Annotated in this window: 24 protein-coding genes and 1 riboswitch; of the genes, 23 read left to right on the top strand and 1 reads right to left on the bottom strand. The window is 37.5% G+C overall.

What is annotated here, in order from left to right:
- Positions 1-155: 155 nt before the first annotated feature.
- The 5 genes from dcm to OCV54_RS12720 are packed head-to-tail and all read left to right on the top strand — an operon-like array spanning position 156 to position 5,666.
- The gene (gene dcm, locus OCV54_RS12740) at positions 156-1,388 is read left to right on the top strand and encodes a DNA cytosine methyltransferase (RefSeq protein WP_055224406.1); all 1,233 of its coding nucleotides are present in this window, start codon (positions 156-158) and stop codon (positions 1,386-1,388) included.
- Entirely contained in the window at positions 1,389-2,267 is an 879-nt protein-coding gene (locus OCV54_RS12735) for an Eco47II family restriction endonuclease (RefSeq protein ID WP_009461554.1), read from the top strand.
- A gap of 27 nt (positions 2,268-2,294) precedes the next feature.
- A complete protein-coding gene (locus OCV54_RS12730; RefSeq protein ID WP_009461552.1) occupies positions 2,295-3,212 on the top strand; it encodes a DUF6602 domain-containing protein in 918 nt (305 codons plus the stop codon).
- Between the two features lie 32 nt (positions 3,213-3,244).
- On the top strand, positions 3,245-5,383 hold the full coding sequence (locus tag OCV54_RS12725) for a histidinol-phosphatase (protein WP_055224404.1): 2,139 nt from the start codon (positions 3,245-3,247) through the stop codon (positions 5,381-5,383).
- Positions 5,358-5,666, top strand: coding sequence for a hypothetical protein (locus OCV54_RS12720; protein ID WP_009461548.1), 309 nt, complete (start codon positions 5,358-5,360; stop codon positions 5,664-5,666). The genes OCV54_RS12725 and OCV54_RS12720 overlap by 26 nt, the downstream gene beginning before the upstream one ends.
- Before the next feature lie 326 nt (positions 5,667-5,992).
- Here OCV54_RS12720 and OCV54_RS12715 read toward each other — a convergent pair whose 3' ends face one another.
- Complete coding sequence (locus OCV54_RS12715) at positions 5,993-6,505, bottom strand: helix-turn-helix domain-containing protein (RefSeq protein WP_055224401.1); 513 nt, start codon at positions 6,503-6,505, stop codon at positions 5,993-5,995.
- A gap of 153 nt (positions 6,506-6,658) precedes the next feature.
- On the opposite strand from OCV54_RS12715, the gene OCV54_RS12710 reads away from it, so the two are divergent.
- From OCV54_RS12710 to OCV54_RS12625, 18 genes are all read left to right on the top strand, one after another.
- Entirely contained in the window at positions 6,659-6,877 is a 219-nt protein-coding gene (locus tag OCV54_RS12710; RefSeq protein WP_055224399.1) for a helix-turn-helix domain-containing protein, read from the top strand.
- On the top strand, positions 6,864-7,952 hold the full coding sequence (locus tag OCV54_RS12705) for a site-specific integrase (RefSeq protein ID WP_055224397.1): 1,089 nt from the start codon (positions 6,864-6,866) through the stop codon (positions 7,950-7,952). Before OCV54_RS12710 ends, OCV54_RS12705 begins: the two co-directional genes overlap by 14 nt.
- Before the next feature lies 1 nt (position 7,953).
- A complete protein-coding gene (locus OCV54_RS12700) occupies positions 7,954-8,517 on the top strand; it encodes a helix-turn-helix domain-containing protein (RefSeq protein WP_055224395.1) in 564 nt (187 codons plus the stop codon).
- Complete coding sequence (locus tag OCV54_RS12695) at positions 8,426-9,265, top strand: ATP-binding protein (RefSeq protein ID WP_242859661.1); 840 nt, start codon at positions 8,426-8,428, stop codon at positions 9,263-9,265. Before OCV54_RS12700 ends, OCV54_RS12695 begins: the two co-directional genes overlap by 92 nt.
- A complete protein-coding gene (locus OCV54_RS12690) occupies positions 9,265-9,498 on the top strand; it encodes a DUF5348 domain-containing protein (RefSeq protein WP_055224391.1) in 234 nt (77 codons plus the stop codon). The genes OCV54_RS12695 and OCV54_RS12690 overlap by 1 nt, the downstream gene beginning before the upstream one ends.
- 215 nt (positions 9,499-9,713) lie before the next feature.
- The gene (locus OCV54_RS12685; protein ID WP_055224389.1) at positions 9,714-11,066 is read left to right on the top strand and encodes a plasmid recombination protein; all 1,353 of its coding nucleotides are present in this window, start codon (positions 9,714-9,716) and stop codon (positions 11,064-11,066) included.
- Entirely contained in the window at positions 11,026-11,403 is a 378-nt protein-coding gene (locus OCV54_RS12680; RefSeq protein WP_262563476.1) for a TnpV protein, read from the top strand. Before OCV54_RS12685 ends, OCV54_RS12680 begins: the two co-directional genes overlap by 41 nt.
- A gap of 118 nt (positions 11,404-11,521) precedes the next feature.
- A complete protein-coding gene (locus OCV54_RS12675; protein ID WP_055224384.1) occupies positions 11,522-12,454 on the top strand; it encodes a hypothetical protein in 933 nt (310 codons plus the stop codon).
- Between the two features lie 11 nt (positions 12,455-12,465).
- Positions 12,466-16,482 (top strand): Eco57I restriction-modification methylase domain-containing protein, encoded by a 4,017-nt coding sequence (locus OCV54_RS12670; protein ID WP_055224382.1) that lies wholly within the window; start codon positions 12,466-12,468, stop codon positions 16,480-16,482.
- A 41-nt stretch (positions 16,483-16,523) separates the two neighbouring features.
- Positions 16,524-17,558 carry a hypothetical protein gene (locus tag OCV54_RS12665; RefSeq protein ID WP_055224380.1) on the top strand — a complete coding sequence of 345 codons (1,035 nt, stop codon included), beginning with the start codon at positions 16,524-16,526 and terminating at the stop codon, positions 17,556-17,558.
- Between the two features lie 91 nt (positions 17,559-17,649).
- Entirely contained in the window at positions 17,650-18,180 is a 531-nt protein-coding gene (locus OCV54_RS12660) for a hypothetical protein (protein ID WP_055224378.1), read from the top strand.
- A 187-nt stretch (positions 18,181-18,367) separates the two neighbouring features.
- Positions 18,368-19,099: a hypothetical protein gene (locus tag OCV54_RS12655; protein ID WP_055224376.1), complete on the top strand. Its 732-nt coding sequence runs from the start codon at positions 18,368-18,370 to the stop codon at positions 19,097-19,099.
- 1 nt (position 19,100) lies between these two features.
- Positions 19,101-19,436, top strand: coding sequence for a hypothetical protein (locus OCV54_RS12650; protein ID WP_055224374.1), 336 nt, complete (start codon positions 19,101-19,103; stop codon positions 19,434-19,436).
- Entirely contained in the window at positions 19,430-20,011 is a 582-nt protein-coding gene (locus tag OCV54_RS12645) for a hypothetical protein (protein WP_055224372.1), read from the top strand. The genes OCV54_RS12650 and OCV54_RS12645 overlap by 7 nt, the downstream gene beginning before the upstream one ends.
- Before the next feature lie 542 nt (positions 20,012-20,553).
- A complete protein-coding gene (locus tag OCV54_RS12640; RefSeq protein ID WP_055224368.1) occupies positions 20,554-21,123 on the top strand; it encodes a helix-turn-helix domain-containing protein in 570 nt (189 codons plus the stop codon).
- 157 nt (positions 21,124-21,280) lie between these two features.
- Positions 21,281-21,379: riboswitch (purine riboswitch) on the top strand.
- Between the two features lie 90 nt (positions 21,380-21,469).
- Complete coding sequence (locus tag OCV54_RS12635) at positions 21,470-22,843, top strand: NAD(P)/FAD-dependent oxidoreductase (RefSeq protein WP_022216321.1); 1,374 nt, start codon at positions 21,470-21,472, stop codon at positions 22,841-22,843.
- A gap of 277 nt (positions 22,844-23,120) precedes the next feature.
- A complete protein-coding gene (locus tag OCV54_RS12630) occupies positions 23,121-23,486 on the top strand; it encodes a MurR/RpiR family transcriptional regulator (RefSeq protein ID WP_308936790.1) in 366 nt (121 codons plus the stop codon).
- Entirely contained in the window at positions 23,483-24,454 is a 972-nt protein-coding gene (locus tag OCV54_RS12625) for a Gfo/Idh/MocA family protein (protein ID WP_055224366.1), read from the top strand. Before OCV54_RS12630 ends, OCV54_RS12625 begins: the two co-directional genes overlap by 4 nt.
- Positions 24,455-24,900 lie beyond the last annotated feature (446 nt).

Genomic DNA, 24,900 nt, shown 5'->3' with positions numbered 1-24,900 from the left:
GATGACAATATATTATCAAAAAACAGGAGAAATAGCAAACGGGATAAGAAACATACGAGAGAAAATCTAACGATATGGTGAGAAAATTGCTTGTTGCTAATTGTGGGATATGATAAAATATGAGTTGTACTATTTTTGATTTTGGAGGAATTTTAATGGCGATTTGTTATGACAAATTATGGAAATTACTGATAGATAAAAAAATGAACCGCACAGAATTGAAGGAAGCGTCAGGAATAAGTTTTAATGTATTAGCTCGATTAGGAAAGAATGAGCCAGTTTCATTTGAATCAATAGAAAAAATATGTTTTACATTAAATTGCAAGATAGAAGATGTTGTAGAGATAAAAAAAGAAGAATCACCACAAATCGATAGTGATGCATTTACAACCATAGAACTGTTTGCAGGAGCTGGAGGTTTGGCTTTGGGGATAGAAAAAGCTGGATTTGAACCATTGGGACTAATAGAGTTTGATAAAGATGCTGCAGAATCTTTGAAAACCAATAGGCCGAACTGGAGAGTTATTCATGATGATATAGCTAATATATCTTGTTTGGATTTGGAAGATTATTTTGGTATAAAAAAAGGAGAACTGGATTTATTATCGGGAGGAGCACCGTGTCAGGCTTTTTCTTATGCTGGAAAAAGATTAGGACTTGAAGATGCAAGAGGAACACTTTTTTATCACTATGCAACTTTTTTACAAAAACTACAGCCAAAGATGTTTTTATTTGAAAATGTTCGAGGATTGCTGACTCATGATAAGGGAAGAACATATGCAACAATAACAAATATTTTTGAACAGGCGGGATATACCATTCAGAAAAAGATTTTAAATGCGTGGGATTTTGGTGTGCCGCAGAAAAGAGAGAGACTAATCACTGTTGGAATTAGAAATGATTTAGTGGGAAAAGTTTCATTCTCATTTCCAAAAGAACATGATTATAAGCCTGTTTTGAGAGATGTTTTGTTGGATTGTCCAGAAGGACCAGGGGTACCATATGGAGAAAATAAAAGGAAAATATTTGAATTGGTTCCACCTGGAGGATATTGGAGAGATATTGATCCGGAGATTGCAAAAGCATATATGAAAAGTTGCTGGGATATGGAAGGCGGAAGAACAGGGATTCTTAGGAGAATGAGCCTGGATGAACCGTCATTGACGGTATTGACTTCACCGTCTCAGAAGCAAACAGAAAGATGTCATCCATTGGAAGCAAGACCGTTTACGGTACGTGAGAATGCAAGATGTCAAACATTTCCAGATGAATGGCAATTTTGTGGAAGTGTTCAATCTCAGTATAAACAGGTTGGAAATGCTGTTCCTGTCAATTTAGCATATGAAATTGGGCTAGAGATACATAAATCATTAGAGGGGGTAAATTAAATGGCGTGGAATTTAGATTTTATATCAGAAGAAGATTTTAAGAAGCATGTGCGTGCAACGATTATGAAATATGGAGAAAAACTGGAATCGTATGATTTGAAGCGGTTCAATAGTAACCTGATTGATCCAATCAAGTTGATTTTTGATAAATCGGTGTATCGTACAAGCTGGGAAGAAATTGTAAATAATGAAATTTTCCGGCAGAGAGATAAGTCTAATAATAATGATATAGGATATTTTCATCAGAATATTTTTTCTTATTTCAAAGGTTGCGAAGTCCCACAAGCAGGCTGGGATGTTATTTACAGAAATCCAGATGGAATACAAATGCCAGATGGAGATATTGTACATACAATATATGTAGAAATGAAGAACAAACATAATACAATGAACTCTGCATCTTCTGCAAAAACATATATAAAAATGCAAGGACAGATTCTGGAAGACGATGATTGTGCGTGTCTGTTAGTTGAAGCAATTGCAAAGAAATCACAGAATATAAAATGGTCAACAAAAGTTGATGGGAAAAATGTACAGCATAGATTGATTCGTCGTGTGAGTATGGATCAGTTTTATGCAATTCTCACTGGTGAAGAAGATGCATTTTATAAGATGTGTATGGCATTGCCGGAGGTAATCAATTCTGTTGTAAATGAAGAAGGCGGTGTTGAAGTACCACATGATACGGTTATTGATGAATTGAGAAAAGTGGCATCATTATATGGTGATGAAAACGACGAGCTGTCTATGGCAATGGCTGTATATATGCTTGGATTCAATACATATATGGGATTTGGTGATAAAATCCGTGGAGAATTAGGAGAAGATAAAGACGGAATGCTGAAACGGATTTATGAATATGTGAAACGGTTAAAATAGGCATATAAAGAATGGTGGGGAATGAACATGAGCACTTCGACACATGATTTATTTGATTTTTTTAAAAAGGCAAATAGTAATATTTCGGATGAATACACAAGAATTTGTAGAAGAGTGAATGAAGATCCAGGAACTGCAGGGGATCAAGGAGAAGAAAACTGGAAAGAACTTTTGGAATCTTGGATTCCACCTTATTTTCAAATAGTTACAAAGGGAAGAATATTAAGTGATTCAGGGGAAACAAGTCCGCAAGTGGATGTGATTGTTTTATCACCAGATTATCCTAAAAGTTTGTTGAATTGCAAGGAATATTTATCTGGAGGAGTAGTGGCTGCATTTGAATGTAAAACTACATTAAGACGTAAACATATTGGCGAATTTATAGAGCATTCAAAGAAGATAGAAAAATTAGCTATTAATGAGAATGGAACGCCGAGAAAAGACTTACAAAGCAAAATTTACTACGGATTATTAGCGCATTCACACGAATGGAAAAAGGAAAATTCGAATCCGAAAGAAAATATTGAAAAGGCCATTTGGGAATATGATGAAAAATATGTTACACATCCTAGAGAGATTCCAGATATTATATGTGTTGCTGATTTAGGGGTATGGAAATCTCAAAAGATGATAGTGCCAAATTATGATAACGGAAAAGGTCTAAAGGGAAATTATGTTATGAGTGGGTACATAGCATCGGATAATAAAGAAGAATTTTTTACTCCTGTAGGTTCATGTGTTTTTGATCTGCTTCAAAATATTGCGTGGCGATATCCAAGTGTAAGAGATATTGTAACTTACATGAGAAAATTAAATATTTCTGGTAGCGGTAGCGGACATTCTAGACCATGGGAATGGAGTATATTGTCTGAAGAAACACAAGAAAATATATATAGATTAAAAAATGGTGGATTTTGGAATGAATGGGGTATGGTTATAGATTAACCCACCTTTACAACTGAGATGGGGAGGCAATTATGAGAATCGATTTACATTGTCATACGAAGAAGGTAAAAACAGGCGATGCTTATACAAGAAATGTTACCAAGGATAAATTTTTTCAGAAGGTTATTGAAGCAGAGGTTAAAATTATTGCAATAACAAATCATAATCAATTTGATTATATGCAATACAAAGAATTTAAAGATGTCACAGAAGGATATTGTGATATTTGGCCAGGGGTAGAACTTGATATTATAGGAAAGGCAGATCAAAAGGGAAATTGTAAAAGAGGACACTTGATTGTAATCGCTAATCCTAAAAATGTTGAACTGTTTAATACTCAAGTACAGGAATTGGTTAACGATGAAGATGTAAATACATTTCAAATTGGTGTGAAAAAAGTATATGAAACGTTAGGAAAATGTGATTGCATTTATATACCACATTTTCATAAAGAACCTAAACTGTCAGATGAGGATATTCAGGAATTAGGGGAATTATTACCCGATTCTAGCCGACTATTTAAGGAAACGTCTGATTATCGAAGCCTTGGCGTTTTTTCCAATTTTGATTATAGTGTTATTATAGGAAGTGATGTGCAGGATTGGAATAAGTATGAAACCAGCAAGTTTGCAGATATAAGACTGCCAGTACAAACATTTGAACAATTTTGCTTGTTAGCAAAAAAAGATGTACAAATCATAGATACCTTGCTCAATCAAAAACGAAAAAAAGAGATTCCTGTATCACCATATAAAAAAGTAAACTTTAAATTACCTTTTTATGAAGATATTAATATTATTTTCGGGCAGAAGGGAACGGGAAAAACAGAAATCCTTGAATCTTTGAAAAAATATTATATTGAAAATGGAATTGCAATGGAAAGTTACAAAGGCAATGAGAAAGATTCAGATTTTTCGAAAATGTTAAAAGTTAATGATATAATAGCCACGCCTGATAAGCTTCAATTGGATAGTATGAGGCAACAGTTTATTGATGTTTATAACTGGAAAGAAGAATTACCAACGTCTTTTGAAAAATATATAAGTTGGATGGAAACAAAAGATAACAATAAAAATAAAGGGAGAATGAAAATAACAGAGTGTGTACATATAGAGGAGGGAGTGCGTGACCGAAAACTTGAATCTGACTATAAATATTTGAAAGAATTTACAGAGTCTACATTTGAAAAAATTGATATAGAAAAATATTTGGATGAGCAAGAACGTACAACTTTAATGCTGTTATTGGGAAAATTATGTGAAAATATCAATGATGCAAAAATGCAAAAGTGGAACAGTGATAAAAGTATTAAGCTTACAAATTGGAGCATTGATAAGATAAAAGCAATAGCGGACAAATGTTCTGATACGATATCAAAACCTAGCAGTGTAGGGTTTTATGATTTCGCTATGGGACGTTTTAAGTTGTTTGAAAATGTCGAGGAAATATGTAGTACGTTTTCTGTAGAGGATAAGGTTGAAAAAGAATATTTGGGAAACCTTGAGGAAAAAGGTGATATATATATTCAAACACGATACAGAATGTTAACCAAAGAATCACGTACAGATGAATTTAAACAGGGAATAACTGTATTAAGAAATTGTAAACTTGTAATAGATGGGATAAAGAAAGCTGTCCTAGCAGAGAATATATCGGAAGAAGTATCAAAGTTTCAAGAATTCTATGATGATGGAATTAAAGATATAGGAGCTTTTATAGGGGTATCTAAAGAAACGGCATTAGAAAATGGAGAAATTTACAGACCATCTAATGGAGAACGAGGAATTCTACTGATGCAAAAGTTATTGGATTCAGAAAGTGATGTATATATTTTGGATGAACCAGAACTGGGAATGGGAAATTCATATATAACTTCTAATATACTTCCGAAGTTAACTGATCTTGCAAAACGGAGAAAAGCAGTAATTATAGCAACACATAATGCTAATATTGCTGTTGGTACGCTTCCGTATATTAGTATACTAAGAACTCATGAGAATGGAATATATAAAACGTATGTTGGTAATCCTTTTTATGATGAACTTAGAAATATAGATGATGAAACAGACACTAAAAACTGGACTCAAGAAAGTATGCATACTCTTGAGGGCGGTAAAACTGCATTTTATGATAGGAAGGATATTTATGAATCAGGAAAGCAAAGCGATTAATGTACATTTGGAGAAAAGAGAAAATAAAGATTATTTAGTATTTGGCTTTGAAGAAGTTGCAGAAGTATGCCTTAATGATGATGAAAGCCAAAATAATTTGAAAAGCATATTTGTAAAGTTACTTACGGAGATTACAAAATATCCCGTTGAATTACAGTTTTTGGAAAATCCAGAATATAAAACAGGATTATATATAGATGTGTGTAAAGAATATATAAAAGATTTAAATAAAGAGATTACGAATGTGAGAAAAAATATGCCAGAAAAACTAAAAATTCAATGATAACACCATGATAACAAAATCCCCAAAAACCACACGGACACAACGGAAAATCTGGATTTTCCCCCACAAATCACACGAAAAATCACCATTTGCACACCGCAATACATCGGTCTGATATCGTGAAGGTGGTAGAACTGTAGGTTCAGGAAGAGTTGCTTCTATCATCGAGTAATCAATATCTGATTATAGATAAATGCAATAAAATCAAGGCTTCCAGAGGTTTTTCTCTGGGAGCCTTTTTGATGTTTTGAAATAAAAAATGCCACAGGATTTGCTCCTGTGGCAACATTTTGGCAACAAAAAAATTTATAAACTTGATTTTCTACTTATTTTCTAGATGGTTTTTCGATCTTTCTTCGATGTTCTTCATATAAATCATCAAAACTGTGATTGAGAGAAGCTGACCTTGGATATATATCCATCCAATAGTTAAAGCGGTCTTCTGCCTGCGCAATCAGCGCATCACGTTCTGTTTTATCTGATAGCAAATCTGCACTTGCAATAGTATCCTGATATTTTTTCCATTCATCAAACCATAGAGCGATATCTGGAAGGTTAAACTGTGGATTCCCGGCAGTATCAAACTTCCCATTTTTATTACGGAAAACACGGAATAAAGCGTGCATATCTTCACCCACAACATTCTTAGGAACATCAAGAACTTCCGGGTTTACATCGAGTGCTGCAGCAATCTGATTGACCTTATCCTGTTTGGGTGTACGGACATTTGTCTCGTATTGTTTTATCATACCCTCACTGATATGTGACAGGTATGCAAGCTGCTTTTGCGTGAGATTATTCCGTTCACGTATTCTTTTTATATTTTCACCAATTGTCATGATACTCCACCTCATAAGACCTTATTTACTAATATTAACAGTTATTTGAACGTTTGAAAAGCAAAAAATGCTTGACGTTAGCAAAAAGATAACCTATAATGCAATCATAAAAAGATAGCAAAAAGCTAACGAATAGAAAAGAGGTGAAGAGATATGGCAAAAATATATTACTTATCAGCAAAGGATGTAGCACAGATTCTCAATGTATCATTGAGTACGGCATATAAGGTGATTAAGGATGGAAACAAAAGACTGAGTGATGCCAGCTATCAGACATTACCCGGACGAATCCCGGCGCCAATGCTTGAGAAAATGTACTTTGGGTTAAATCTGTCTGATGGAGAGGGGGATGATTTGCATGCCTGTGTATAAAGATGCGGATGGTAAGAAATGGAGAGCTGTCTATCGAATTAAGCTGCGGGACGGCAGCACAAAGCAGAAATCTAAACGTGGATTCCGTACGAAAAAGGAGGCGGAAGCCTATATTGCGGAACAGCAAAAAGCGATGAAAGCGGATCTTGGAATGACGCTTAGTACATTCATAACTGAGAAGTACATGCCGGATAAGAAAGGCGTGTTGAAGGAAAGAACATATCTGACAAAGGAGCATATGATCAGAACACATTTGCTTGAAGCTCCGATTGCAGGTATGAGTATAAATGCGGTTCAGCCGGAAGATATAATTGCATGGCAGAATGAAATATTGAAGCAGGGATATTCGGAATGTTATAACAGAACACTCAACAATCAGATAGTCGGAATATTCAACCACGCAGAACGGTACTATGGTCTTGAAAAGTCTCCGTGCCGGGGAATTGCCAAGATCGGAAGATCGGATGCTGAAAAACAGATGCTGCGGTATTGGACGCATGAAGAATTCTTGGAATTTCTGGATTCTATAAGTCCTGAGAAAGATGCAATGTACCATCTTCTGTTCCAACTCCAATATTACTGTGGATTCAGAATCGGCGAGACGCTGGCACTTACAAAATCTGATATTGATTTTGTGGGGAAATCCATATTTATCTCTAAAACGTATGACAGAAGAAATAAAAAGGATATTATCACAGAACCGAAAACGAAGAATTCCATACGGCGGGTGTATTTGCCGGATTCACTGTGCAATGAATTAAAGAGATATGTGGATGGTTTATATGAATATCCGGAGGATGCCAGAATATTTCCGGTAATTATAAGAGCTGTTGAAACAAAGATGCACCGGCAGATGGAGAAAGCCGGTATGACAAATATAATCAGAGTGCATGATCTGAGACACAGTGCAGCATCATTTTATTTGTCACAGGGAGCGGATATGTATGCAATCCAACGATTGCTTGGACATGCCAGTATAGAAGAGACGATTCGTACATATTCGCATTTCAGCATTGAGCAGGACAGACAGATCGCAAATATTGTGAACAGGCTAAACCAGAAAGGGGGTGATTGATTTGCCGATATTAAAGAACAAAACACCGGGCAGCTTTGTAATGATCGGAAAAGATATTCTCAAGAATACAGATTTGAAACTGGTGGATCGGGGTATGTTGGCAACGCTCCTTTCTCTGCCGGATAAATGGGATTTTTCAATAGTCGGGCTTGCCAAAATATTGCCAGAAGGGAAGAGTGCGATACAGGCAAGTCTGAGTCGGCTTGAGCATTCGGGCTATTTGACAAGGACACAGGAACGGGGTGAGCATGGCAAATATGGTGACACCTTTCTTGAAGTTCATCAGGTTCCAATCTCACCGTGTACTGAAAATCTGTGTACGGATAATCGGCATACCGAAAAGCAGGATGCAGAAAAACGGTATACCGAAAACATGTCACAATTTAAGAATAAAGTATCGAATAATAATGAATTAAAAAATAAACAATACAGCCAGAGGGCGAGCGAGAAGAGAGGAGGCTATGATAGTGGAAATGATCGAGACAAAGATAAGCGAATCCCTAAAAAATACAATCGGACAGATGAAAAATGGACAGATGCAGAAGCAGAACTGTATGGTTTATAAGTGTCCGGTTTGTCGGGATACGGGTATAGAGTTATATATCGCAGATGATGGACATGAATATGCGAGAAATTGTAAGTGTGGCTTATGGCAGAGAGAACGAATGAACAGAATGCTCAGTTTTGCAGATATACCGGAGGCATTTGCTGGACTGAGACTTGACAGCTTTGATACATCAATATATGACATGGCCAATTCACGGAAGATAGCCGACATGAATATGCAGATCGCAAATTATTGGCTGGATGATTTCGAGAAAATGAAGGATCGTGGTATGGGGTTATACATGTATTCGGCGGTAAAAGGGAGCGGCAAGACTAGATTTGCCGTCTCTTTGGCAAATGAGGTCATAGAAAGATATGCGGTTGGTGTAAAATTTGCAACATCGGTACAGATATTGAACGAGATAAAAGCCTCATGGAACAGCGATTCACAGATGACCGAACACAGGCTGCTGGATGAGCTTACAGAGGTGGACGCTCTGGTGATAGACGATTTCGGAATAGAGGTGCCGAAGGATTGGTCTATGGAGCGGTTCTACCAGATTGTCAACAGCAGGTATATACATAAAAAGATAACAATATATACGAGCAACAGCGCACTAGAAGATCTCCTGTATGATGATCGTATCACGAATCGGATAGAGGAAAACACGTACCAGCTCAGATTTCCATCTGAGTCGGTGCGGAAGCTGCTTAGGGAGAGGCATCAGGTAGAACTTGTAAAGATGATGAAAGGGGGAGTGGCGTAATGGCAACAGGACGACTTGGATATAACAGCGTAAATGACAGATATGGACTGCTTGTGTCTGATCTGTGGGTGTATAGCGGATTTCACTGCGGGGAGGGGCTTGAGGTCATGGTACATGGCAAATGGGTACCGACTCGCATGGAAATGTGCTGGAACGATGATGGCAGTCATGACTGGTATCTCGTTGGCACTCCTTATTTCGTTGATCTGGAATATGTCAGAGCAAGGGTATAAGGAGTGACATTGGATAATCGTGGCACTGGTGGCAGATGTGTACTTACATATGCGTTGCCAGCGTGGCGGTTATCCCCAAGAAGCCCTCGGCGCATGAGAGCCCTCGGAGAGCGCCTAGTTTTGATGCGTAGTGTCAAAACTAATAAGGCGTTACTTCTGTCAGAAGTAACAAGACCTTGGCAAGTTTGAGAGTAAGAGATTGGAGGTGAGAAGCAGTGGGAAAGACGATATCATTTGTAAAAGGCAGAGGGCATATCAGCCACAACAACAGAGATTTCATTAGCAATAACGTAGTGCCGGAGCGGACGGACTGGAACCGAACTTACGTGAAAGAGAGCATAGAATCAGCTTACGATACCTGCTTTGGACAGGCACTAAATGACTACAATGCCAGACAGAAACGAAAAGACCGACAGAAGCATGACTATATTACAGAGATCAAAAATTCCAAAAATAAAGAGAAAGTATTTTATGAGAATGTGGTGCAGATCGGCTCGAAAAATGATACGGCAGTTGTAGATGAAAACGACCGCATGACAGAGGAAGCAGAGAAAGCGGCGAAGGTCCTTGAAAAATATGCACAGACATTTCAGGAGAGAAATCCGAATCTGTATCTGTTCAACTGTGTGCTGCACATGGACGAGGCAACGCCGCATTTGCACATGGATTATATTCCGGTGGCGCACGGATATAAGTCCGGCATGGAGACAAGGAATAGTCTGACGAAGGCATTGCAGCAGATGGGATTTGATAAGGCAAAGAGCCGGAATGAGAATGAAACTGTTGCATGGCAGAAGAGGGAGCGTGAATATCTGACGGAGCTTTGCCGAGAGCAGGGAATAGAGATAGACGTTCTCGGAGTCAGTCGTGACAATCTGACCTTGCCGGAGTACAAGGTGGCTATGCGGAAGGTTGAGAGTCTGGAAGAGCAGGCAGATAAGATCAAGGAAAATAATATGGAGCAGAGCCATGAAAACAGACAACTGAAAATAGAAGCTAGGAAGCTGAATACCGATGTGGAACAGTTGGAAGAACGTGCGGTAGAGCTTACCGGACAGATAGAATTGCTTGAAACAAAGGAGAAAGAGCAACAGGAAAGAATAGATAAATACGGCATCAGAACCGATGGGATTGACAAGATATCAAAGGAAGTGTCAGCAGAGGTCAAGAATGTTAAGGCTGCGGCTACACCCATTAAATCCATATTCGGCGGTGAGGAGTATGTCAAGGTCAAGAAGTCCGAATGGAGCCGGATCGTGGCGACATTTGAGAAAGCACTTACAAGAAACAAGCTGCTTGATAAATATGAAGCGAAGATCGCAGAGCTTGAAAAGACAGTGGACTATCTAAAAACACGGGTGGAGAAATTCGCAAATCGTCTAAAAGAAATGAAGAAGTTTCTGATGGAGAAGAACCTGCTGCATGAGTTCTTGAATCTGACGAGAAAACCGGAACAGGAAACTATGCACGAAAGGATAGACAGGAAGAATGCAGAGGCAAGAGCAAAGAATGAGCAGACAGACCGGGATGGTCGGAGAAAGAGAGGTATTTATGAACATAACATATGAAAATAATGGAGATTATCTGATACCGAATATTGTGGCAAATCCAGAGCCAGAGGGTGAGCTTAGAAAGTTCGGGCTGATGAGACAGAGTTATCTGAAAGAATGGCACAAGGGGATTTATACAGGGATGGTACTGAAAGGTACGCTTATGGAACATCTGTTGACTGTTCAGGAACGGGCAGAGAAGGCATTTGACCAATTGGTGGAGCAGATGGCAAGAGTTGAAGGTGTGACGGAAGAACTCAAGGCGATGGATCAGATGGAGTGGGTTAGACGGATGAACAATATACGGATACGGGTTGAGGAGATTGTGAGGGAGCAGATAATTTATAGGGTATAGGTTGAAGGACAGTGCTTGGGAAATGTACATAAGTACAGAGGCGCTGTCCTTCTTTAATTTATTTTTTGTGATGGGTATGGTATAATAATTACATTACAGGTGTTGAGAGGATAAAAGTTTGGAAGCAGTAGATATTGTTGAACAGAGTATAGCAGACATGAGTATGAGCCTTTTAAAAATACTCTTGGCAGATAAAACAACTAAAAAGAATATCAGATGGGCGACAGACAATTATATATCGTTGGGTGAAGATTATGGGGCTGGTATGGAGATCAAGCCAGAATGCATAACAGGTAATTATACAAATGTAATACAGCCGAGAGTGGCAAAATCTCAGGCAGAACAGATGAAACGGACAAGGGATAAAGCCGAGGTTTTTACACCCTGCTGGATATGTAATGAGCAAAACAATCTTGTAGATGAGGCCTGGTTTAACAGAGAAAAAGTATTTAATACCAGCAATGGTAACTCGTGGACAGTTACAGAAGGTATAATTTCATTTCCTAACAATAAGACCTGGCAGGAATATGTTGATGCGAGAAGGATGGAAATAAGTTGTGGAGAAGCTCCATATCTTGTAAGTCGATATAATACAGTGACAGGAGAGCCGATACAGATAAAAGACAGGATAGGTATACTTGATAGAAAATTGCGAATTGTGTCAGAAAATACCTCAACCGAGGAAGAGTGGCTGAAGTGGGTTGAAAGAGCATATCAAAGTACGTATGGCTATGATTATCAGGGTGACAATGTTCTTTTGGCGAGAGAAAATCTGTTGTTTACTTTTGTGGACTATATGGTGAGTAAGTTTGGAAAGCAGCCAACGCTTGTTCAACTGAAAAAAATAGCAAATATTGTTGCGTGGAACATATGGCAGATGGATGGAATAACATTTACCACGCCATATAGTGAGACAAAGCCATTGCACAGGCAGTTTACAATATTCGATTATTTTGACGGAGATGTGGAGGAAGAAAAGGTTCCTATGTTCAGTCTGATCAGGGACTGGAGAGCCGAGGAAACATTAGAGTACAGATCTTTGATGAAATGAGGGGGACAGATATGAAGAATGAGTTTAAGAATGCGTTTGATTATAAAGTTATATATGTATTTGCCATAGATGATGAGAAACACAAGGGTAAAGTAAAGATTGGAGATGCAACACTGCATACTACAAAGGATATAGAATACCTTTCACCGAACAGCAGAGAATTAAATCAGGCGGCACTGGAAAGGATAAGAGCATACACAAATACAGCAGGGATTACGCCGAAACTTCTTCATACAGAATTGGCAGTAAGAACGGTAAATGATGGTGGAAAACCGCAGATCAAGGCATTTAGGGATCATGATGTGCATGCTGTATTAAAAAATTCTGGCATTAAAAACTCTACAATTGATGAAACCACAGGAAAAGAGTGGTTCGATATAGATTTGCAGACAGCGGAGAAGGCAATCTCGGCTGTAAAACATAATGCAGCGAACCTGAGTAATTCAGATATCGTGGCACAGGCACCTATTATATTCAGACCAGAACAGGAAGATGCCATAAGAAGAACGGTCAAGCAGTTCAAAAAGGCAGATAGAATGCTTTGGAATGCAAAGATGCGTTTCGGAAAAACTATTTGCGCACTGGAAGTCGTAAGGCAGATGAAGTTTCACAAAACCATTATTCTTACACACAGACCAGTGGTAAATGAAGGATGGTATGAGGATTTCACCAAGGTATTCAGGGGAAATCCAGATTACATATATGGTTCAAAGGCAAATGGTTATACAATTGGTAACTTGCTGGACTCTGGCAAGAATTTTGTGTATTTTGCATCGGTACAGGATTTGAGAGGATCTTCGCAGGTCGGAGGAAAGTTTAACAAGAATGATGTTGTATTTTCCACTGTATGGGACTGCGTAATAGTAGATGAAGCCCATGAGGGAACGACAACACTTTTGGGAGAAGATACAGTTAAGGCGGTGCTGAAGGAAGATAAAGGAACAAAATTGCTGGCTTTATCAGGTACTCCGTTTAATATACTGGATGGATATGAAGAAGATTCTATATATACATGGGATTATATGATGGAACAGGAGTGTAAGTCAGAGTGGGATAAAAATCATTTCGGTGATTCAAATCCTTATGAAGAGCTGCCGGAGCTCCGTATATACACATATGATCTGGGACAGCTAACGCACAACAAATACATAGCCTATGAGGACAAAGCGTTTAATTTCCATGAGTTCTTCAGAACATGGACAGGAGATTATGAAGTTGATCATGCAAATATGCCGACAAATGCCAAGATAGGTGATTTTGTGCATGAGGATGATGTTCTTAGTTTCCTTAATATGCTGACAAATCCAAACCAGAAAAGTATGTACCCATACTCAACGGAAGAATATAGAAAAGTGTTCAAACATACACTGTGGATCGTTCCGGGTGTAAAGGAAGCTAGAGCTTTAAAAAAGCTGATGATGGATCGCACCTTGTTCGGCAATGGAATATTTGAGATTGTAAATGTTGCTGGTAATGGTGATGAGGATGAGAAATCCGAAGAAGCATTGAGCAAGGTTAAGACAGCAATAAAAAATGCCGGTGAGGATAATTACACGATCACATTGTCCTGTGGAAAGCTTACAACAGGTGTAACAATAAGAGAATGGACAGGTGTGTTTATGCTTGCAGGCTCATATTCTACATCTGCGGCAAATTATCTTCAGACAATATTCAGAGTACAGTCGCCATGTAATATAAATGGAAAGATAAAAGAAACGAGTTATGTATTTGACTTCGCTCCTGACAGGACGCTGAAAATGGTATCGGAGGCTGTATCTATATCATCAAAAGCAGGCAAACATAATTCGGATGATAAGAAGGTGCTCGGCAAGTTCCTGAATTATTGCCCGGTAATAGCAATATCCGGATCTGAAATGAAAGAGTACAGTGCAAATAAATTGTTGCAGCAGTTAAAGCGTGCCTATGCTGATAAAGTCGTAAGAAATGGTTTTGATGACAGTAATTTGTACAGTGATGATTTATTTATGCTGGATGAAGTGGATATTAAGAAGTTTGATGAATTGAAAGGTATCATCGGAACTTCAAAGGCAGCACCAAAGTCAAATGATATCACATTAAACGAGCAGGGACTCACAAAAGAAGAGTATGAAGAGCTTGAGAAATCAAAAAAGAAGCCTAAAAAGGATCTTACTGATGAAGAAAAAGCAAGATTGGAGGAACTCAAGGCGTTAAAGAAGCTGCGCAATGATGCAATCTCTATCTTACGTGGTATATCAATCAGAATGCCACTGCTTATTTACGGCGCAGATATACCTTATGAGGAAGAGATTTCATTGGATAAGTTCGTAGACATGGTTGATGATTCCTCATGGGATGAGTTCATGCCGGCAGGAGTGACAAAGGATAAGTTCCGAGAGTTTCAGAAGTATTATGATGAGGATGTATTCGTAGCTGCCGGGCGCAGAATAAGAAATGTTGCAAAAGAGGCAGACACGCTTAATCCAACGGAACGAGTAAAAAAGATAGCTGGTCTTTTCAAGTATTTCAAGAATCCTGACAAGGAGACAGTGCTTACACCTTGGAGAGTCGTAAACATGCACATGAGTGATTGTATCGGCGGCTGGGATTTTTATGAGGAGAATCACCCGGATGATGGCACTCTTGACGAACCGAGATTTGTTGATCAGGGAAAAGTAACGCACGATATCTTCTTTAAGCCGGATACAAGGATATTGGAGATAAATTCAAAGACCGGTTTGTATCCTTTGTATGTTACATACAGTGTATTCAGGGCAAAGTGCCAGGCTGTAGATAAGAAAGAGCTTACTTTGGAAAAGCAAAGAGATATCTGGTTTGAGACAGTCAGGGACAATATCTATGTTATATGTAAGACACCGATGGCAAAGACGATAACGAGACGTACATTGGTGGGGTATTATGCTCAGAAGATAAATGCGCATTATTTTGATGATTTGATTAACACAATGGCAAATAAGCCACAGTTGTTTATAGGAAAAGTGACAAGTGAAAGTTATTGGAAGAAAGGAAATGAACAGATGAAATTTGATGCCATTGTAGGAAATCCTCCATATCAGTTGGAGACAGGAGGAGGTGTGGATACTGCAAAGTTTTCAAAACAGGCAAAGCCAATTTTCAATTTGTTTGTTGAGCAGGCGAAAAAAATAGAACCAGAGTACATTTCAATGATTATACCTGCAAGATGGTATAACGGAGGAATTGGCTTGGCGTCCTTCAGGGAAGATATGTTTGGAGATAATAGACTTTGTAAATTGTATGATTATTATAATTCAAAAGATTGTTTTCCGACGGTAGTTATACCAGGTGGCTTGTGTTATTTTTTGTGGGATAGAGATACAGAAGGGGAGTGCTTGGTATGCAATGTTCTAGGCGAGAACAGGATTTCGATAGAGCGTTCTTTGAAACAGTTTGATGTATTTGTTAGAAATAATAGAGCAATCTCGATAATAGAAAAAGTTAAGAATAAATGCGAACATTTTATGAATACGACAGTATCAGCGTTAGATACATTTGGATTACCAACTCATGAGCATGGTCATGAGAATGCGGGTAAGGATGATTTAGTACTTATTCATAGTGCAACATTTAATTCACAGGGGAGAAGTTACATAGAAAGGGATAAGATAAAAAAGAATGTAGATCTCATTGATAAATATAAGGTAAAAATATCAAGAATGATACCACAAGGTGGTGAGGTGGGAATAAAACCAGAAAATGGATATCGATCTATTTCTACTCCTGAGATTTTAAACAAAAATGAGGTTGATACATTTTCATATCTGAATGTTGGATTTTTTGATACAAGATCAGAGGCAGAGAATTTAAGAGATTACCTTACGTGCAAATTTACAAGGTATATGTTAAGGACTACGTATTCAGGTGTAAATGTATCTCAGAGCAATTTTATATTTGTACCTGTTATGGATTTTACAAAACACTGGACGGATGAAGACTTGTATAAATATTTTGATTTGTCTGAGGATGAGATAAATATGATTGAAACAACGATGAGGCCGATGGAATTGTAAAAATTTTCAGTATGAGTGTTTATGTAGGAGGAAAATAAAACTTGAAAAATGCCAAGGATATGATGCGAAATATAATGCAAGTATATTATAAACATAATGATCAATTCTTAGATAGACCTTATTATCGATATGTTGGCATGGAAGAGTATAAATCATTGTTATCAAGCAAAAAAATGTATTTTACAAATCCTATAGATTGGAAATTATCTGATACTGGGGATGATACTGAAAATTATTTTGAGGATTGGATGTTACAGGAAAATTCTATAAGAGAAGCATATAAACTGATATTGAAAAACAACAAAATAAAATTTGGAGAATATTATACTTACGAAATGGGGATGATTCGATATTGTAATTTCTTAGCAGCGGCATCTATGCTTCAACAAAATACATATTGTCTCTGTATTGCGAATACATATAATGATAAAAAAATGATTGAGGAATACCATCAAAAATATGGACGGAATATTATAATAAAATACAAAAATAATTTTTTTAAGAATATTTCAGTGCTCAATGATGGTAAGTGTGTGCTTAGAAATGTGAATTATTTATATGCAGATGTGATGCCTATGATATATGTAAGTGATTTTTCGGATTTTATAACAAAAATGATCGTTACTAGTGATAATATTGAAAAACTTGCAAAAAATATATTCGACTATGGAGCATTCTTAAAGAAAAGTTCTTACAGTTACGAACATGAAACTAGGATAAAATTAAGAATGTATTTAAATGATAATACTAGCTTACGTTCGTTGGCATCAGATTATTACTATTCAATGTTAGGCATATGTACAGAAGATGATATTGTAAATATGAGTATGGAGTTATTACATAGAGAAAGTGTTCGTTTAAATAGTGTTTATAAGGAGATTGAAGACAAATTTGTAAAAATTGGAAATAAAAATTGTTTTGAGTTAATTTTGGACAATAGATTAGATTTTAATAATGTAGTTGATTTGATCATGCTGCATAATTGTGCTTCTGATGAGGAAAAAACGATTGTATATAAGCTAGCAGAACAAAATGGCTTAAAGGTTTGTGAACAGAACTTTGACTTGATGTATTGATTGGTAGGTTAAATTTTCTGAGTGGACATATATCATAAAATGTGATCGATACAGAATCAAACGGAAAAAGATAATACGAGGAAGGGAATGTATGAGTAATGTTATTTTTATGAATGGAGTTTATGGTGTAGGGAAAACAACTGTAGCAAACATGGTTCAAAAAATTACATGTGGAAAAATTGAATGCATCGATCCTGATATAGAGTTTAATAAATATATAGAGAGATGCCCTAAACTTATATTGGCGGGATTTCCTATAAACAGAAACAAGTGGTTCATATATAAATTTAGGGGAGAAATAGAAGAATTACCGTATGATAAGACTGTGATTATTCCGATGAATATATCAAATAAGGTGTGTAAGGAAGAACTCCTCGATTACGTGTCTGAAAAGTGCAATATAGTGCATGTTATTTTGACAGCAGATGATACCGTTACAGAAGATAGAATACTTAATGATAAGGAGAGAATGAAGCAATTTTCACTTGATAATATATGCATTTGTGACAAATTTTTGAAAGATAATTACATGGATGCAATTAGGATAGATACTAGTAGTAAGTCCCCAGAATATATAGCAAGGAAAGTTATAGGGCTTATAGGTTCGAAAATTAAATTATAATGTAATTATATTTAAAATGGTGAAAAAACAGTAATAATATTTGTATATTATGGAGTAATTGGTAGATAAATAGAATATAAAAAAATGACTATAGGCTAGACCTGAAAAAATATATATGGTAATATAAATTTGAAAAATAGTATGGAATTATTATATGCAAAATGAGATATGCATACGGAGGATGGATATGCTAATTAAAAATACTTATATTTCGATAAAGTATAAGAGAGTAGATAATCTTAAGAAAAATTATTTTATAAATGAGGATATTTTGAAAGATCATTTTAATGAGGCGACAGTTTTACCTATACCAGATGATGCTCCATTAGAAATACCAAGAATTATTATAAAGTCATTAAACGAACATTCGCAATTAAACATATCGCCGATAGCTGCTACATTGCAAATAAATTATAATGATGGATTTGAAAAAGATTGGAAGAAGTGTGAGCAGTATATTCAGCAGAAAATGAAAATTGTTTTTTCTTTTTTGAATATTCTAACCAATAATGAATATCAGTATATTGGCGTTATAACGGAAGTTCTATTAGATGAGTACATGAGAGATGGAACACAAATTTTAGCACGAAATTTATTGAAAAATAATGATTATTCCTCTATTTATGATTTAAATATAAGATATACATTTGTTGAAAAACATAATATTTTTGTTAATATTATGTTGCAGAATGCGAGATTGTTCAAAAATGGAATAGAAACTGATGCTGCTGGAAGTTTATCAGTAGATAATCAAGAGGCAGAATCTATAGGCGCGGTGATTGATATAAATGATAGATATGGATATAATACTTGCAATGATTATAAAACGGATAGTAGTAAGTTAGATTCTATTATTACGGAAATGACGATTGTAATGGAAAGCAAATTGAAAGGACTTTTAGAGGAAGGAGCGTATTAGTATGGGAAATGTTGTCAAAAATCTAAGCGCAACAGCTGCAGTAATAGGTTTAGCCTTTTCGTTCGCTGGAAATAGTAGCATAGTCGTATCTGGAAACTATGAAGTCCCTAATTATGAGTTGTTTGTGGACGCTCCTGGAAATAGCGAAAATAGCAGCATAGTTGGATATAGTCAAAACAATATATATATTGATAAAGAACGCACACGACTTGAAAGAATGGCAGAAGAATCTTTTGGAGGAATGAGAGACGCTACAAAAGAAGAACTTGAAGGTGTGGATCAATATATTCAATCTATTTCGAAACCTACAGGAATAGATTTCTTTTCTTTATGTTAAGAGAATTTATTGATTTTGTAGATAGCGTTTTACCATCGGTCTCTCCTGACTTTAGAGATGGAGCAAAAGATGCTATTTCACAATTCGAGAAAGACGGACATCAAATTAATTATCTTACATCAACATTATTACCTGAGTTATCGCAAGGAGATATCATTTCAAAAGTGCCATTTACATATTTTGAAGAGGATGGAAGACAAATGATATTTACTGCAGATGCTATGGTAATATCTACATCATGTCATATAGATAAAAAGGATAAGATATTAATGGTTCCGGTTTTTCCGATTGATTCATTTACTGGAAATTTGGTCGAATTGAAAAAGAATATGGTGTTTGATTTTATGTATATACCAGATAATGTTATGAGTAAAAGATATGTATGCTTTAATATGATGACATCATATAACAAGAAACTGATTTGCGGGGGAATCGAAAACGGAAAAATTAAAAGGATCGCCTCTTTAAATCAGATTGGTTATTACTTTTTTATTATAAAATTGTCTGTATATTTGATGAGAAAAGAAGATCCTGATACTTTAGGCTTTAGAAAATGTTTGTCGAAAGCTATATAAGAAGTATAGGTTTCTTAGTTTATGTGTATATTCAGAATTTAGTTGTTAAAAACAGGTTTGAGGTTATGAATCGGTTGCCAGATATCATGTGGAATCTTCTTGGCAACATTTTGGCAACAAAAACTCCGCCAACCACAAAAATGACATACCATATCACGCAAAATAAGCCATATATTACATATAAAACACTGTTAAAGACCAAGAAAACGGTATAACCAAATCCGTGAGGGTGGTAGAACTGTAGGTTCAGGAAGAGTTGCATCTATCATCGAGTAATCTTTGATAAACCGCATAAATAAAGGATTTTCAGACCTTCGAGGGTTCGCCCTCGGAGGTCTTTTTTTCTGCTTGAAAATGGGTTTTGACCTCATATTTAGCTGAAAATAGCCAATTCCCGCATCATGTCCTGTAAAAAACACCCGAAAAACACTATTCTGTCAATGAATGTGTCAAGTTTTTAGCAAAAGCTTGACATGTAGCATCAGCCCTTGCCGAAGGCAACTTAAAATGGGCTGATGTTCAATAGAAAGGAGGCAACAGATATGGATCAGAAAAAGTTCGGTTCATTCCTAAGAGAACTGAGAAAGGAAAAACAGTTTACCCAGGAACAACTTGCAGAGTGGTTTGGAGTAACAAGCCGCAGTGTGTCAAGGTGGGAGACAGGCAGCAATATGCCGGATCTCAGTATTTTGGTGGAGCTGGCAGATTTCTATGATGTTGATATCAGGGATATCATTGATGGAGAAAGAAAGGGTGAGGACGTGAATAAGGAAGAGAAAGAGCGATTGCAGCTTGTAGCGGATTATGCAGAAAATGAGAAGAATACATTGCTGATGAGATTGCGTATAATCAGCATAGTGGGATTGGTTTCGCTCATTGCAGGACTGACGATGATGGTGATCAGCAGAGATAACAATCTTCCAGTCTATGATTATTTGATGGGGACGCTTATGGGAGTTGCTATAGGTGCGTTGCTGGTTGCGGTGTTCTATTCAACCGGAGTTTTAGAAAACATGAGGAAGCGGAAAAGAACGCTTATGAAAGTGCTTTTGGTAATAAGCATATTATTCCTGCTTGGAACATTCATCGCGGCAATCATAGCATCGTTATGATATAATGAGCATTGCGACGGTTGAGCTTGCGCAAACTAAATGTAATATGCTATAATTTTTAAGGATGCAATGTGGACGATCAGTTTGTGGCATCCACATGAGCACAGATATTTTACGTGAGATATAGTAAATATGAATAGTGCAATCATTTTTTATGACGAAAGAATTACAATTATATATGTATAAGCCCATAATATGGTTGGGCGTATCTACCAGCTACCGATAATAGTTGACTACGACATGGATTGCCGTGGTCAACTATATTTTTGTGTAAAAATATGTGTGTGGATACAGAGTATGGATAGGGTTTTACAAAAAATATAAAATGATTTTGGAGGGTGCGCGTATGAGGTATGACGTGATAATTATTGGAGCAGGACCAGGAGGAATATTTTCTGCATATGAGCTGACAAAGCAGGCTCCGGATCTCAAGGTTGCAGTGTTTGAGGCTGGACATGAGCTTAAGAGAAGAAAATGTCCGATAGACGGCACAAAGATCAAGAGCTGCGTGGGATGTGATAGCTGTTCGATCATGAGTGGATTTGGCGGTGCAGGTGCATTTTCCGATGGAAAGTACAATATTACAAATGACTTTGGCGGAAGTCTGTATGAGTACATCGGCAAGAACGAGGCCATAGACCTCATGAAGTATGTGGATGATATCAATATGGAGTACGGCGGAGAGGGTACGAAGCTTTATTCCACTGCCGGCACAAGATTCAAGACAGTGTGTCTGCAGAACAGGCTTCATCTGCTTGATGCTTCGGTCAGACATCTTGGCACGGACATCAACTATATAGTTCTAGAGAATCTGTATGCATATCTTCAGGACAAGGTGGATTTCTATTTTGACACTCCTATACAAACGGTGGAAAAGATGGACGATGGAACATATAGTGTATGCTGCAAGAAGGGTACATTTGCTTGTGACAAATGTATCATATCCGTTGGAAGAAGCGGAAGTAAATGGATGGAGACAGTGTGCAAGGATCTTAATGTGCCCACAAAATCTAACAGAGTAGATATAGGAGTCAGAGTAGAGCTCCCTGCAGCTATATTTGCACATTTGACGGATGAGCTCTATGAGAGCAAGATAGTATACAGAACGGAGAAGTATGGAGACAAGGTGCGAACTTTCTGCATGAACCCAAGGGGTGCCGTGGTTACTGAGAATACTAATGGAATCATAACGGTAAATGGCCACAGTTATGAGGATCCTGCAAAACAGACGGATAATACAAACTTTGCGCTCCTTGTGGCAAAGCATTTCTCAGAGCCGTTCAAGGACTCCAACGGATACGGCGAGAGCATAGCGAGACTCAGCAACATGCTGGGCGGCGGAGTAATAGTGCAGAGATTTGGCGACCTCATAAGGGGACAGCGCTCCACCCAGAGCAGGATAGAGGAAGCGTTCATCACACCTACGCTCAATGCCACACCGGGAGATCTGAGCCTTGTCCTTCCAAAGAGAATTCTGGATGGAATAATCGAGATGATCTACGCTCTTGATAAGATAGCCCCAGGAACGGCAAATGAAGATACACTGTTGTATGGAGTTGAGGTCAAATTCTACAACATGGAGGTTGAAGTAGATGATAAGCTTGAGACAAGATACAAGGGGCTGTATATCATAGGAGATGGCAGCGGAATAACACACTCCCTTTCACACGCATCTGCAAGCGGTGTATACGTAGCAAGAAATATTGCACATGGCGAATAAAACGAATAGATATTTATATAGAAGAAAGTCATTCAAAACAGAGTATCGTGATAGGGGTTCCAGATACTCTGTTTTTATTTGATAAATGAGTTTCAAGTGAAAATACATTTGTTTGACTGGATGGGAGAAGAATGGTAGAGTTGTAAATGGCATGAAAATAGATTTAAAGTCTGCAACAAATATGAAAACAAATTTAACTAAGAAAACTATTAGTGGCATTGTATAGAAGACACTATATGATGGATTATTTTCGAAAGAAGAAAGAAAATAGGAAAATATAGAGGGATCAGTTATAAATCAGATATGCGCATCTATGGATTCATTCTTTGATACAGAAAAGAAAATAGGCGATTATATCGTTAGGAATCCCAAGAAGGTTGTGGATATGACAGTCGGGGAGCTGGCAAAGGAGTGCGGTGTCAGCGAGGCCTCGGTGTCGAGATTCTGCAAACGAATAGAGCTGAAGGGATTTCACCATCTCAAGATATCGCTGGCGAGAGAACTCGTGGATGCCAAGGATGACGGAGAGATATCTGGACATATATCTGTGGATGGTATGGAAGGTTCTCTGAGAGGAATACTGTCGAATAAAAGTGTATATACAATCCAAATACATAATTATATATGGAGGAAACAGACATGAAAGATATCAAATGGGCAGTTCTCGGAACAGGAGTTATTGCAAATGAGATGGCAGTGGCACTCAAAAAGAATGGCAGGAACATTTATGCGGTTGGTAACAGGACGTATGACAAAGCGGTGGCATTTGCTGAGAAGTATGGCATAGGTAAGGTTTATTCAGACTACAATGAGATGTTCACGGATCCGGAAGTGGACGTGATATATATAACGACTCCGCACAATACACACATACAGTTTATGAGAAGAGCGATAGAGAATGGAAAACATATACTTGTGGAAAAATCTATAACATTGAACAGCGATGAGCTTGAAGAGATGCTGGAACTGGCGGAGCAGCACAATGTGATCATAGGAGAGGCGATGACTATTTATCATATGCCTATTTACAGAAAACTTAAGGAGCTACTGGGCTCGGGTGCACTTGGCAAAGTCAATCTCATAACCATGAACTTTGGAAGCTTCAAAGACTATGATATGAACAATCGATTCTTCAACAGAAACCTTGCGGGAGGGGCAATGCTGGATATAGGTGTGTATGCCCTGTCATTTATAAGGTGGTTCATGGACTCAAAGCCAGACAAGCTTCTTTCAGAGGTTAAGCCTGCGCCTACTGGAGTGGATGAGCAGGCAGGACTTTTGCTTATGAATAAGGAAGGACAGATGGCAACCGTTATGCTGTCCCTTCACTCGAAGCAGCCGAAACGTGGAATGGTATCATGTGAAAACGGATATATAGAGGTGATGGAGTATCCAAGAGCGTGGGAGGCGAAAGTCACATACACAGATACAGGCAAAACTGAGACTGTTGCAGCCGGAGAAAATGCGGATGCCCTTGCGTATGAGCTTCAGGACATGGAGAGTGCGATATCCGGTGATGGAGATATGTATCTGGAATATACAAAGGATGTCATGGATATGATGACAGAGTTCAGAAGATCATGGCGATTTACATATCCAGAGGAAGAATAGGTAGATTGTCATATGTAGGGGAGGCTGTTTAGAACAATTGCACACAATTGTCAGATAAATAAAAAAAGTCCTTGACATAAGATTGCAGTGGTGGTATCTTATAAAAGCTGTCGCATGAGCAGGCAGCAGACGACAGCTTTTATAGGTATACAACATGATATGTCACTGAGACATGATTATAAATTACCTGAAAAAAGTTGTTGACATACACACTTCGGTGTGGTAATATTTAGAAGTTGTTGCCGAAGAGGTCGGACATCAGCAACCGAAAAGGTCTTGAAAAAAGATAAAAAAGTTGTTGACAAAGAACTTCAGATGTGATAACATATAGAAGTTGTCGCTGAGAGGCGAAAACATAAAGAACCTTGAAAAATTAACAACATGACAACCCTGAAATTCCAAAAAAGAATTTCAAGAACGTCGGATCAGAGATGATATCAAAGATC

This window comes from Coprococcus aceti (assembly GCF_025567285.1).
Classification (GTDB): domain Bacteria; phylum Bacillota; class Clostridia; order Lachnospirales; family Lachnospiraceae; genus Coprococcus; species Coprococcus aceti.
Note: the sequence above shows the minus strand (reverse complement) of the source record. Positions and strands in the feature narration are given on the sequence as shown.